Source organism: Streptomyces sp. NPDC091280 (assembly GCF_044768565.1).
Taxonomy (GTDB): Bacteria; Actinomycetota; Actinomycetes; order Streptomycetales; family Streptomycetaceae; genus Streptomyces.
This window is the reverse complement of sequence record NZ_JBIVUZ010000025.1, coordinates 20,182-32,491: the sequence shown is the minus strand read 5'-3', so window position 1 is coordinate 32,491 and position 12,310 is coordinate 20,182. Positions and strand designations below refer to the sequence as shown.

Annotated in this window: 9 protein-coding genes; 8 read left to right on the top strand and 1 reads right to left on the bottom strand. The window is 69.4% G+C overall.

Translation table 11 applies throughout. The annotated features are described in order from the left end of the window. Positions 1-44 precede the first annotated feature (44 nt). The 7 genes from ACIQPR_RS46905 to ACIQPR_RS46875 all read left to right on the top strand — a co-directional run bounded on the left by ACIQPR_RS46905 (position 45) and on the right by ACIQPR_RS46875 (position 10,327). Positions 45-1,583 (top strand): streptophobe family protein, encoded by a 1,539-nt coding sequence (locus tag ACIQPR_RS46905; RefSeq protein ID WP_403663203.1) that lies wholly within the window; start codon positions 45-47, stop codon positions 1,581-1,583. 209 nt (positions 1,584-1,792) lie between these two features. Further along, complete coding sequence (locus tag ACIQPR_RS46900; protein ID WP_403663200.1) at positions 1,793-2,491, top strand: response regulator transcription factor; 699 nt, start codon at positions 1,793-1,795, stop codon at positions 2,489-2,491. A 20-nt stretch (positions 2,492-2,511) separates the two neighbouring features. After that, positions 2,512-4,107, top strand: coding sequence for a sensor histidine kinase (locus ACIQPR_RS46895; RefSeq protein ID WP_403663197.1), 1,596 nt, complete (start codon positions 2,512-2,514; stop codon positions 4,105-4,107). A 428-nt stretch (positions 4,108-4,535) separates the two neighbouring features. Further along, entirely contained in the window at positions 4,536-5,786 is a 1,251-nt protein-coding gene (locus ACIQPR_RS46890) for a glycosyltransferase (protein ID WP_403663194.1), read from the top strand. A gap of 27 nt (positions 5,787-5,813) precedes the next feature. Then, complete coding sequence (locus tag ACIQPR_RS46885) at positions 5,814-8,030, top strand: glycosyltransferase family 39 protein (RefSeq protein ID WP_403663191.1); 2,217 nt, start codon at positions 5,814-5,816, stop codon at positions 8,028-8,030. 30 nt (positions 8,031-8,060) lie between these two features. Continuing rightward, a complete protein-coding gene (locus ACIQPR_RS46880; protein WP_403663188.1) occupies positions 8,061-8,804 on the top strand; it encodes a response regulator transcription factor in 744 nt (247 codons plus the stop codon). 14 nt (positions 8,805-8,818) lie between these two features. Beyond that, entirely contained in the window at positions 8,819-10,327 is a 1,509-nt protein-coding gene (locus tag ACIQPR_RS46875) for a sensor histidine kinase (protein WP_403663185.1), read from the top strand. Between the two features lie 522 nt (positions 10,328-10,849). Here ACIQPR_RS46875 and ACIQPR_RS46870 read toward each other — a convergent pair. Then, a complete protein-coding gene (locus tag ACIQPR_RS46870) occupies positions 10,850-11,029 on the bottom strand; it encodes a hypothetical protein (protein WP_403663182.1) in 180 nt (59 codons plus the stop codon). Positions 11,030-11,143: 114 nt separating this feature from the next. On the opposite strand from ACIQPR_RS46870, the gene ACIQPR_RS46865 reads away from it, so the two are divergent. After that, positions 11,144-12,283, top strand: coding sequence for an ABC transporter substrate-binding protein (locus tag ACIQPR_RS46865; protein ID WP_403663179.1), 1,140 nt, complete (start codon positions 11,144-11,146; stop codon positions 12,281-12,283). Positions 12,284-12,310: the final 27 nt, after the last annotated feature.

The window sequence follows — 12,310 nt, the reverse complement described above, 5'->3', positions numbered from 1 at the left end:
GGCGCCGCGTGTTCCCTCGAAATCGAAGCGGAGTCCTCTTCGACATGTCTGCCACCTCGGCCCATCCCCGGACCAGGCCTGGTTCCGGTCCCACGCCCCGCTCAACCCCTCGTCGTACATCCCAGGACCGCCCGGTCCCCATTGGCCTGATCGGTCCCTGGCAAAACGCTCTGGAAGGGGCGCTGTCCGCACTGTGCGGGGTGGTCTCCATGGCCTGCACGGCCGTGGTCGCCCTGCTGCTGACAAATGCTTCCTCGGTCGGATCGCTGGGATCGCTGACGATGGTCGTGACGGCCATGGCGGTCGGTGGATCGGTGGGAGCGGGCGGCAGTCCATCCGGAGACACGGGCGGCATGGAAGGGCTGGCCGAACTCTTCGGTGGCGGTGGTGGGAGCATGAGCCCCACGATGAGCGGGGCGGCCGACATAGTGCCGCTTGGGGTGACACTTGTCGGAGCCATCGTCCTGTGGATCGCGTTCGCTCGGCGGTTGCGGCAGGGCCAGCAGCGGCGATTCACCGGAGGCGAACTCGCCGTGCGAGCGGCCGGTGCCGTCGGCATGGCGATGTTCGTCCTCATCATCGTGGGCGCGCTGGCGCACGGGACGATCAAGCTCCCGGCCTCGGCCATGAAGGGGATGGGGGGAGCCGGCGGCAGCGCGTCCCGCGCTGGCAGCAGCCCCTTCGGGGACATGGGCGGTGGCGGCAACCCGTTCGGGACCATGGCCGGTGGCGCGTCGAGCCAGACCGTGTTGTCGTACCAGGTGAGCGCGGCGTCGGCCGCATTCGGCGCGTTGCTGTGGGTGGCCGCGGCTCTCGGCGTGGGGTGCCTGATCAGCCGCCGGGTGCGGCTGCCGCTCGGCGGTGTGCTGGACCGACTGCGTCCGACCTGGGCTCCGAGCCTGTCGGCTGTCGTCTGTACGGTCGTCGTGGTGTCCTTCGTGTCGACGGTGGCTCTGACGATCGTCGGAACGGCCGTCGGAGGCCGGGTCGGCACCGCGGCGGGTGCCGTACTGGTGCTCTTCCCGAATCTCCTTGCCGTCTTCCTCTCACTCGGCGTCGGCTCCGCGTGGACGGCCGCGATGCATCCCGTGCAGAGCGACAGCAGCAATCCGATGGCGCAGATGATGGGTGGAATGGGCGGCACGAGTGGCATGGCCGGCGGTCAGCAGACCGATCGCACCGAGCACCTCAGGGCCTTGTCGGCCGGTGCGGTGCCGCTGTGGCTGGTGGCTTCCGTTGTGACGGGACTCGTTCTTGTCGGTTGCGCATACCGGGCTGCCCGAGTCACGAACCCGACGCACTTCAACCCGCTGCACCCCTACCGCGGGCCGTTGGCACGGCACCTCGGGATGGCCGAGCGGTTCGGTGCCGTCACGGCCGTCGTCCTGGGCGCGGCGACCTGGCTGGCCGGACTGTCCGGGAAGTTCGGGATGAGCATGTTCGGCAGCGAGATGGGCGGCATGCGCGCGGAGCTCGACGGCAGCGTTCTGCGTACTGTCGCATTCGGGCTGGTCGTCGGGGGTATTGCGGGGTTCAGCGGCAGTCTTCTGGCCTGTGCGCGTGGTCGGCTGAGGGCGGTGTGATCGCCGGGCGCACGCGAACGGAACACCGCTATTCGTATCCTGGCCGGCAGGATCCCGGCCGTCACGGACAACGCCGTCCGCACTGCGTCTCTCGCCCCTGGCGAGGCCGGGAGCGTACGTCCGGCTTCCTGGAGGCCCCTTTGACTCCCACCCATCGTCCCGTGCTGCCTGCGGCCGGGGCCGAGCCAGGCGCGGCAACCGTCAAGGGCGTGAACTTGCTGGTCGTGGACGACGAGCCCACCGTGCGTGAGTTGCTGTGCGCGGCACTGCGGCACGCGGGGTTCACTGTGGCCGCGGCCGGCACCGGCCGCGAGGCGCTGGAGCGGGCTCGGGAGGCGCCGCCGGACCTGGTGCTGCTGGACGTCATGCTGCCCGACCTGGACGGCTTCGAGGTGATCCGGCGGCTGCGCGAGGAGCATCGTCATGCTGCGGCGTCCCATGCCGGGCATGTCCCGGTCGTGTTCCTGACCGCCCGGGACGCCACTCGGGACAAGATCGAGGGGCTGGGGCTGGGCGGGGACGACTACGTGACCAAGCCGTTCGATCTGCAGGAGCTGATCGCCCGCATCCGCGCCGTGCTCCGCCGCACCAGCGGTGACCCCACGGCGTTGCTGCGCGTCGCCGACCTCGAACTCGACCCCGACGGCATCCAGGCGACCCGCGCCGACGCGTCGCTGAGCCTGTCTCCCACCGAGTTCCGGTTGTTGCACTACCTGATGGCCAACGCCGGGCGGACGGTCTCCAAGGCGCAGATTCTCAGGCGGGTGTGGGATTACGACTTCAACGGCGACACGGGGATCGTCGACACCTACATCAGTTATCTGCGCCGCAAGATCGACAACGGCGGCCCGAAGCTCATCCACACGGTGCACGGTGTGGGTTACGTCCTGCGCGGGCCGAAGCAGTGAGGGGGCTGGGCGGGGGAGGAGTGCGCGGGCGCGCCTCACTGCGCAGCCGGGTGCTGCTGCTGGCCGTGGCCCTGCTGGCCATCGGGTTCACCGCCTTCAGCGTGGTCACCGGCAACAACCTACGCGGTTATATGGAGGACCGCGTCGACTCCCAACTCCGGGCCACCGCACAGGTGTTCTCCTTGATGCCGGAGGGAGTGGTGGAGAACCGGGCCGGACACAAGTCGCCGCCGAACATGGCGGACTTCAGCACGGACGTCCTCGGTAACCCCGTCATCACCTACGTCTCGTCGGACGGCACGGTGGAGAGCAGCATCGACTCCCTCGGCTCAGGCCGTCGTACGAGCGATGCGCGCGGCCCGGCGCTGCCCCGATGGGACACGGCCGCGGTCGTCGCACACGACGGTCATCCGTTCACGGTCGGGAGCACGAAGGGCGACACGCGCTGGCGCGTGATCGCCATGCCGAGAGTCTCCGCGAACCTGCTGCCCGGGGGCACGCCCACGACGTCGGCCGCCACCGGCTCCGTGGTGGTGGCGACATCGCTGGCCCAGGTGGACGGGACGGTGGCCCGCATGTGGCGGACTTACGAGAGCACCGGTCTGGCCCTGCTCGCGGTCCTGGCGGTGGCGGGCTGGTTCGCCGTCCGCTCCGGGCTGCGTCCTCTGTCGCGCATCGAGCAGACGGCGGCGGAGATCGCGGGCGGCGACCTGTCCCGCCGGGTCCCCGAACTGGCCGGTCCGAAAACCGAGTTGGGTCGCCTGGCCGCCGCGCTGAACGGCATGCTCGGGCAGTTGGAGGCCGCCTTTGCCGCCCGCGCCGAGTCCGAGGCGCGGATGAGCCGGTTCGTCGCCGACGCCAGCCATGAGCTGCGCACGCCGCTCGCCGGGATCAAGGGCCTGACCGACCTGTACCGCATGGGCGCGCTGCCCGAGCGGGAGGACGTCGAGGCGACGATGGTCCGGATCGCGCGCGAATCCGAACGCCTCACCAGACTCGTCGAGGACATGCTCCAGTTGGCCCGGTTGGACGAACACGCCCTGAAGACCGCGGCAAGCGCTACCGAGGTCTCGGCGGCGGATACCCCGCCCGACCTCGATGTCGCCCCGGCGGACCTGCGCACGCTTGCCGCCGACGCGCTCCACGACGTACGTGCTCTTGACCCGGCCCGCGTCGTCACGCTCACCGGCCCTGAGGGCGAGGGAACGCCGGGCTCCGCGCCCGCTCTCGCCGACGAGGCCCGGCTGCGCCAGGTGGTCACGAATCTGGTCGGCAACGCCGTGACCCACACCCCGGCCGGTACCCCTGTGCGGATCGGCGTGGGCACGGTCGGTGAGTACGCCGTGCTGGAGGTCGCCGACCAGGGGCCCGGGCTCTCGGAAGAACAACGCGGCCGTATCTTCGAGCGCTTCTATCGCGCCGACACGTCCCGTAACCGGGCCACCGGCGGCGCCGGTCTCGGGCTGGCCATCGCCCACTCCCTTGTCACCGCGCACAAAGGGCACATCACGGTCGAGTCGTCGCCCGGCCGGGGCGCCACCTTCCGGGTCCACCTTCCGCGCTTCATCGACCAGCAATCCTCGGACCACCCGGAGCCAGTCTCATTCCGGGGGTGACGGTCGTGCGCCATGCGGCCTGCGCCGCTCATGACAGCCTTGCGAGCCGGATCGTCGGCCCGCGGGCGGCACGGACAGGAGCGTCGGTGCGGCGAGTGCAGGCGCCGTCGCGGTGCTGTCCTGTGGCGCGGGGATGCCTCTGCCTCACGTCGGCCCGGGCGCTCGCACAGGGCTCTCTCGGCCTATTCCCGGGTCGATGACCCCGTCCTCCCAGTTTCCACAGCAAGGATCGGCGGTGTTCCCCGCCGCCCGTCGGCGAACGGATTGACAGCGGACTCCCCGTCAGTTCCCAGCTTTCTCCTCGTGTTTCCCCTGCTGCCCAGGTCAGAGTCGACCAGTGCGCGGCCGGGACGCGGGTGCGCACGGGAGCCGCCCCACCGACCCCATTGCTCGAGGAACCCATGACGCAAACAAGCAGTGGCCTGCGTATGGCTCGGAGTTTCCAGTCGCCGACACCGGCTGATGTCCCGGACTCGGCCGTGACGCGCCAGCCGACCGTCGAGATCGTCATACCGGTCTACAACGAGGAACGGGCGCTGCCCGACTGCATCCGGACCCTGCACGCGCGGCTGCGTGACGAGTTGCCGTACCCCTGGCGGATCACCGTGGCGGACAACGCCAGCGTCGACGCGACCCTCGACGTGGCCCGGGACCTCTCCGACGAACTACCCGGCGCTGGTGTCGTCCATCTCGACCGCAAGGGGCGCGGCCTGGCGCTGCGCACCGTGTGGGGTGCGAGCGACGCCGACATCGTCGTCTACATGGATGTCGACCTGTCCACGGGCCTGGACGGACTGCTGCCACTGATCGCGCCGCTCGCCAGCGGCCACTCTGATCTGGCCATCGGCAGCCGCCTCGCCGCCGGCGCCCGCACCGTGCGCGGACCCCGCCGTGAGCTGATCTCCCGCTGCTACAACGCGCTGATCCGGCTCAGCCATGGTGCCCGGTTCAGCGACGCCCAGTGCGGATTCAAAGCCGCCCGCACCGAGGTGCTGCGCCCACTGTTGTCGAAGACCGAGGACGACGCCTGGTTCTTCGACACCGAGCTGCTGCTGCTCGCTGAGCACAACGGACTGCGCATCCATGAGGTCCCCGTCGACTGGGTGGAGGACGTCGACACCCGCGTCGACGTCGTCGGCACAGCGGCCGACGATCTCAGGGGTCTGTGGCGGATGGCCCGGCTCAAGGCGTCCGGCGCTGCCCGCGTCCCTGTTCCGGCCCGCCCTGGGCCGGCCGCCGAGCATCCCGACGCGGTCCTGGCCCCGGACGCGGACCGCTCCCAACTTGCCTGGCAGATCACCTGCTTTGCCATCATCGGCATCGCCTCGACGGCAGGACAGGCCCTCCTTTACTGGCTGCTGCGCACCTGGTGGCCGCCGGCAGCAGCGAACTTCGTCTCCCTGCTGGTGCTCACGCTCCTCAACACCGAGGCGAACCGTCGTCTCACCTTCCGCTACTCCGCGGACGGCGTCGGCGCCGGACGCGCCCACCTGGGTGCGGGTGCGGTGTTCGTCGTCGGCTATCTCATCACCTCGGCGGCCGTCCTGGCCTTCCGTGAGGCCGTGCCGGACGCGTCGGCGGCCGCCGAGACCCTCGTTCTGGCCGTCTCCTCCGTCCTGGTGACCGGCATCCGATTCCTGGTGCTGCGGCTGGCCGTGTTCCGCCGCCGCGCCTCCTGAACCCCGTCCCCGAGAGCGATTGTCTCCATGACTTACATCACCGATGCGCCGACGGGTACCGTCCCGCGCCTTCCCGTCATCGGCCGCGCCCTGCCGCGCCGGGCGGCCCCCTACGCGCTGGGCGCGATCCTGCTGCTGTCCGCGCTGCTGTACGGCTGGGCTCTCGGCTCCCTCGGCTGGGGCAACAGCTACTACTCGGCCGCCGTGAAGTCGATGGGCCAGAACTGGACCAACTTCCTGTTCGGCTCCTTCGACCCGGCCGGGGTGATCACGGTTGACAAGCCCCCGGCGGCGCTCTGGCCGCAGGTGCTCAGCAGCAAGATCTTCGGTCTGCACGGCTGGGCACTGATCCTGCCCCAGGTGATCGAGGGCGTCGCCGCCGTCTTCGTGCTGCACCGCACGGTGCGGCGTTGGGCAGAAGAGGAAACGGCGCTCCTCGCCGCCCTGGTGATGACCCTGACTCCGATCACCGTGGCGATCAACCGGGACAACAACCCTGACACGCTGCTGGTGCTGTTTCTGCTCACCACCGTGTATGCGCTGACCCGCGCCCTGCAGTCCGAGTCCAGCCGGCACGGCACGTGGTGGCTGTGCGCGAGCGGTTTGCTGATCGGCTGCGGCTTCCTCACCAAGATGATGGTGGCCTGGATGGTGCTGCCGGCGCTCGCCGCGGCCTGGTTGGTCGGCGCGACCGGAACCTGGCTCGCGCGGGTCGGACGGCTGCTGATCGCCGGTGCCGTGTGTGCCGTCTCGTCGTTGTGGTGGGTGGCGATGGTCGCCTGGTGGCCGGGGGAGCGGCCGTACATCGGCGGCAGCACCGACGGCACTGCCTGGAATCTGGTGACCGGTTACAACGGGCTCGGCCGTATCTTCGGTGAGAGCGCGGGCAGTGGCGGTATGGGCGACCTCGGTGGCGCCTTCGGCGGTGAGGCGGGGCTGCTGCGGCTCTTCAACGGTCAGATGGCCGGCCAGATTAGCTGGCTCCTGCCGGTGACCGCCGTGGCGCTGATTGTGGCCGTGGCCGGGGCGGTATTGCGCCGTCGCGGCAGCAACACGGCGGGTGAGGCGCTGCCGGGCTCCGGGTGGGTGCTGTGGGGGACCTGGCTGCTGGTGTGCGGTCTGGTGTTCTCCACCCAGGAAGGTACGTTCCACCCGTACTACACGACTCAACTCGCCCCCGCTGTCGCCGCGTTGACCGCCGGACTGGTCACCGCGCTGGCCCGGGCGCACCGGGCCGGGGCCCGCTGGGCGCTGCCCGTCGGTGCCATGACCGTGCTGCTGACCATGACTTGGGCCGTGGTGGTGATCCGCCGGGATCCGTCCTGGCATGGGTGGCTGGCCTGGGTGGTACTGGTGCTGGGGCTGGTTGCGACGGGGCTGCTGGCCGCCGCCCTGTTGAAGCCGCAGTTGTCGGTGGCCGCCCTCGGCGGCGCGGTGCTGGCGGTCCTGCTCGCACCGGGCGCATGGGCCGTGAGCGTGCCTGGATCCGGATCGGGGATGGGCGCGGCGAACCCGACGGCCGGTCCGACGGCGATGTCCTTCGGCGGAGGACGCATGCCTGCAGGTGGTGGCAGCGGCAACCTGCCCGAGGGTTTTGAGATGCCGGAAGGCAAGGGGAGCGGGGACCTACCGGAAGGCTTTGAGCTGCCACAGGGCTTCGACGGTGACCCGGAAGCGGGCTCGGGCGGTAACGGCGCTCCGGGGACGGGCTCCGGCGGCACGATGCCCTCGTTCCCCGGAGCAGGCGGTGGCACGGATCGCTCCGGCGGGTTCGGTGGCATGAGCGGTGGCATGGGCGACGGCGCCACCCTCACCTCCGACCAGCGCAAGATCGTTGACTACGCCGAGAAGTACTCCAAAGGCGCCCGCATTACTCTCGCGGTGAACGGCGGCGGCATGGGAGCGGGCGCTTTCATTCTGGGAACCAATGCCACGTTGATCGGCATGGGCGGCTTCCTCGGCACCGACAACGCCCCCTCGGTTCAGCAGCTGGACACATGGACCGAGAGCGGTGAACTGCGATACGTGCTCAGTTCGTCCGGCGGGGACGGCATGGGCGCCCGGATGGGCGGCATGGGCGGTGCGGCCGCCGAGCGGTCCAAGTGGATCAGCGAGAATTGCTCCGTCGTACCCGCCAAGGACTACGGCGGCAATACCGCCGGCAGCGGCTCCGACGCAGGCGGCGCGACGGGCGGTTTCAGTGCGGTCCTGTACGACTGCGTCGCCAAGAGCACGATCAAGTAGCAGCCCCGGCAGAACGGACGACACCGCACCATGCCCGACTCGGCCGCAGCGCCTGCTCCGTACCGCCTCCTCGTGGTTGAGGACGATCCCAGCATCCGCATGCTGCTGGAATCGGCGCTGCGGCTGTCCGGCTACGAGGTCTTCGGCGCTGCCACCGGGCGAGAGACCCTCCGGGACATCGAGGACTGCCGTCCGGACCTCGTGCTCCTCGATGTCATGCTGCCCGACCTGGACGGCCTCGAGGTCACTCGCAGGCTGCGGGCGGCGGGGGTCCGGACGCCGGTGCTGTTCCTCACGGCCCGCGGTGAGCTTGCCGACCGCATCGCGGGCCTGAGCGCGGGCGGCGACGACTACGTGACCAAGCCGTTCAGCATCGAGGAGGTGCTGCTGCGCATCCACGCCATCCTGCGTCGGACCTACCCGGAGAGACTTTTCGACGGCGTCGACAGCGGGATCCTGCGCTTCGCCGACCTCGAGCTGGACGAGGACGCCCATGAGGTGCACCGGACCGGCGAGTATGTCCCGCTGTCGCCGACCGAGTTCAAGCTGCTCACCTATTTCATGGAGAACGCCAACCGGGTGCTCAGCAAGACCAAGATCCTCAACCAGGTGTGGGGATACGACTTCGCGGGCGACGGCCGCATCGTGGAGACGTACGTCAAGTACCTGCGCCGCAAGATCGACCGCTTCGACCCGCCCCTGCTGCACACCGTGCGCGGCGTCGGCTACTGCCTGCGCTTCCCCCAGGGCCATGGCACGGGAGCCGAACGGTGACCTGTCGTGGGTGGATGCGGGGCCCTCGCTCGCTGCGCGGTCGGCTCGTGTGGGGCGTAACCCTGCTGGCCGCCGTCGCCGTTCTGACTGTGCAGATGATCGGCGTCGTGGTGATGCACTCCTGGCTGCTGAACCGGGTGGACCAGCAGCTGGAACAGTTCGCGCTCCCCGACGGGGCTTTCGCACAGCGGGCCGAACCAGTCGTCAGACCCGCGCCGGACTCCACCACCCTTCCCTCGGACTTCCGGCTCACTTTCTACGGCGCCGCGGGCGAGGAGCAGGGCGCACTCGGCGGGGGAGGCACGCCTGGTCCGAAGCTCCCCCGATCGACCGGCGAACTGCGTCTGACGCGGGGACAGGAGGCCACCGTGCCCGCCCAGTCCGGGGACGTCCGGTGGCGGGTCCTGTGGCGGGCAGGTCCGGCGCGGACCACGTACGTGGTCGCCCTCCCGCTCGACACGGTGGAGGGGGCAATGTCGAAGATGCTGGCCCTCAACGCTGTCATTCTGGCCGCGGCCGTGGTCGGTCTGATCGCTCTCGGCCGCTCGGTGGTCCGCCTCGGCCTCCTGCCGCTGACCCGCATGGAGCACACGGCCCAGCTCATCAGCGCCGGGGACGTGGGCCTGCGGCTGCCCGACACCGACCCGCGCACCGAGACCGGCCGCCTGGGCACCGTACTCAACGAGATGCTTGACCGTCTCCAACAGGCCTTGGGGCAAAGGGAGTTCTCCGAGGCGCGGCTGCGTCGCTTCGTGGCCGATGCCGGACACGAACTGCGCACGCCCCTCACCACGATCCAAGGCTTTGCCCAGCTCGCCCTGCGCCACCCGGAGCGCCCCGCCGCACAGCGCCGGGAGGCCGACGAACAGGTGGCCCGCAACGCCGAGCGCATGAACCTTCTCGTCGACGACCTGCTACTGCTGGCCAAGCTCGACCAGGAGCCCGCCTACCGGAGCGACCCCGTCGACCTGCTGGCCCTCGCGGCCGACGCGGTGAGCGCGGCGGCCGTCCGTGCGGATGGCGAGCACCCCGCGACGCTCAGCCCCCTCGACGCGAAGACAAAGGACGCCGAGCTGGAAGTCGTGGAGACGGTGGGCGATCCCGATCGCCTGCTCCAGGTCGTGAACAACCTTCTGTCCAACGCCCTCGTCCACACGCCGCCGAGCACCCCGGTCGACGTACGCGTCGGAACCGCCCGGGCCGGTGCAGCCGCGGGCGGCACCGACCTGTCCGGCCGCACCAGTGCCTCCCCGCCCCTGGCCGAGTCAACGCCGATCGGAGTGATCGAGGTCGTCGACCAGGGACCTGGACTTCCGCCGGAGGAAGCCGAGCGGATCTTCGAGCGCTTCTACCGGGTCGACCCCTCCCGCTCCAGCGACCAGGGCGGCAGCGGCCTCGGCCTCGCCATCGCCTCGGCGATCGCCCAAGGGCACGGCGGTCGCGTTGAGCTGGACACCGCTCCTGGCGAGGGCTGCGCCTTCCGGCTGGTCCTCCCCCTGGCGGCCGGGGCGCAGAGTGTCTGAAGGGGAGCTGTTGCAGGGGCTCGTAGGTATCAGGTGCACGGCGCCACCGCCCCGTGGGTGACCCGTCTGGTGATCTCTGCCGGCCGCCCTGCTGACGCGGCACTCTGAGAAGCGTTCTGCCAGGTCAAGCCATCTCTACAGAGGAATCACACCCATCGCGGCATGTACCCGCCGGATCATAGTGGGAACGACGGCTCTGCCGACCTCGACATCCTTGCGGCTGCCGGTGACCCGCCGTGCCTGGCCACGTTTGAGTACGTAGTCATAGGCCCTGCCCAGACCTTCAGTCAGGACGGTGAGCTCTTCATGGGGGCAGGACGTAGATGAGCGGTTCGCTGACCGCGGCGACATGGCCTGGGGCTGCGTCTTCGAGAGCGACCGGGCCAGCGTCCGCGAGGACGGCGCAGACGGCCCGCAGGCCGCTGCGGCGTATCCGCCGCTCTATCACGTTCACTTTCTCCAGTTAGGCGATCTGATACGTCACACCGCACTGGGAGGTGTACAGGGAGTCAGCGAGCTCGGTCATGCGCAGCTCGCGGCCGGCAGCCCGGAGAGCCTGCCCAAGATCTCGTATTGCATGTGCGCCAGACCAGAGTCCTCCTTCAACTGCTGGTCCAGACGCCGGTCCAGCAGCGCCGCGGCGCCGTAGAGGGCCCGCCAGGCCCGCATCTCCTCACCGTTCAGCCATCGGGTGCGCCTCATGCCTCTACTAAACATATTGTTCAAATTTGGATTATATGTTACGGTGCTCCTGCCTATTTGAAACTTCAAGTGTCTTCCCTGTTAAGCCCATGTCCCCACCGAGAGGTCCCAACAATGGAGCTCAGCAGAAGGGCCCTGGGTCGGGCCGCAGCGGTCGGAGCCGTGGCGGTCGGTCTTCAGGCCGTCACATCCAAAGCAGCGGTAGCCGAACCCTCCAGCAGGCGAACGGCCGATGAGCAGGAACAGCTCCAGGCCTTGTACAAGAAGGCCCGGGCCGAAAGCGGACGAGTCACGGTTTACATGGGTGGTGACACCTCCGGATTCTGGGACTTCATCCCCCAGGCATTCCTCGCGAAGTTCCCTGGTGTCCAGCTCCACATGGTCACCGACCTGAGCAAGTACCACTACGCGCGGATCGACAATCAGCTCGCCACCGGCGACGTGGTCGCTGACGTCGCGATCGTGCAGACCACGCAGGACTTCGAGCGGTGGAAGGCCGAGGGCGAGCTGCTGAAGTACCGGCCCATTGGCTGGGAGCGGGTCTTCGACAACGCCAAGGACCCCGACGGTTACTGGACAGGCGCCCTCTACGCGGCGTTCTCCCCTGTGGTCAACACCAAGTTCCTCCCTGCCGATCCCGGTGACTTCCGAGCCACCGACCTGCTCGATCCCGCCTTCACCAACAAGATCGCCAGTGTCTGGCCCAATGACGACGACGCCATACTCTTCCAGTACAAGCTCTTCATCGATCAGTACGGCTGGAGCTGGCTGGAAAGGCTCGTCGCACAGAATCCCGCGTTCCTCCGCGGTGGGCCGAACGTGACCACCGCTATCGCTGACGGGACTTACCTGGCCACCCCGGCTCTGGCCGGGGCCCCCAGCGCCACCGCTGTGCAGGTGCTGCCTCATCACGACCGGTTCGTGTCCTGGGCGCAGCGCGCCGCCATCCTTCGGCGGTCCAAGCACCAGGCCACAGCCAAACTGTTCTTGAGCTGGCTGCTCTCCGCGGAGACCCAGAAGAACGTCATCGGAAGCTTCACCTGGCCGGTGCGCGCCGACGTCCCCCAGCCGGCATGGCTGAAGCCCCTCGCCGACTACCGCACCACCGACCCCCTTGCCTTCCCGAGGTTCATGCGCGACCGTGGCGCCGTCGAGCGGTTCAGGTCCCAGGTCGAGCTGTACGTCGGCTTGGTACAGGGTGCCGACCCCGCTGATCCGGCCGGAACGCTGGGCCGTACCCCGGGCCGGTTCTGACCAGGATGCCGGTACCCGCTCCGCTCA

What these genes read in the sequence shown, in the direction of transcription:
- ACIQPR_RS46865 (WP_403663179.1), top strand. Translation starts at nt 11,144, where the DNA reads ATGGAGCTCAGCAGAAGGGCCCTGGGTCGGGCCGCAGCGGTCGGAGCC.
- ACIQPR_RS46870 (WP_403663182.1), bottom strand. Translation starts at nt 11,029, where the DNA reads ATGAGGCGCACCCGATGGCTGAACGGTGAGGAGATGCGGGCCTGGCGG.
- ACIQPR_RS46875 (WP_403663185.1), top strand. Translation starts at nt 8,819, where the DNA reads ATGCGGGGCCCTCGCTCGCTGCGCGGTCGGCTCGTGTGGGGCGTAACC.
- ACIQPR_RS46890 (WP_403663194.1), top strand. Translation starts at nt 4,536, where the DNA reads ATGGCTCGGAGTTTCCAGTCGCCGACACCGGCTGATGTCCCGGACTCG.
- ACIQPR_RS46905 (WP_403663203.1), top strand. Translation starts at nt 45, where the DNA reads ATGTCTGCCACCTCGGCCCATCCCCGGACCAGGCCTGGTTCCGGTCCC.
- ACIQPR_RS46880 (WP_403663188.1), top strand. Translation starts at nt 8,061, where the DNA reads ATGCCCGACTCGGCCGCAGCGCCTGCTCCGTACCGCCTCCTCGTGGTT.
- ACIQPR_RS46885 (WP_403663191.1), top strand. Translation starts at nt 5,814, where the DNA reads ATGACTTACATCACCGATGCGCCGACGGGTACCGTCCCGCGCCTTCCC.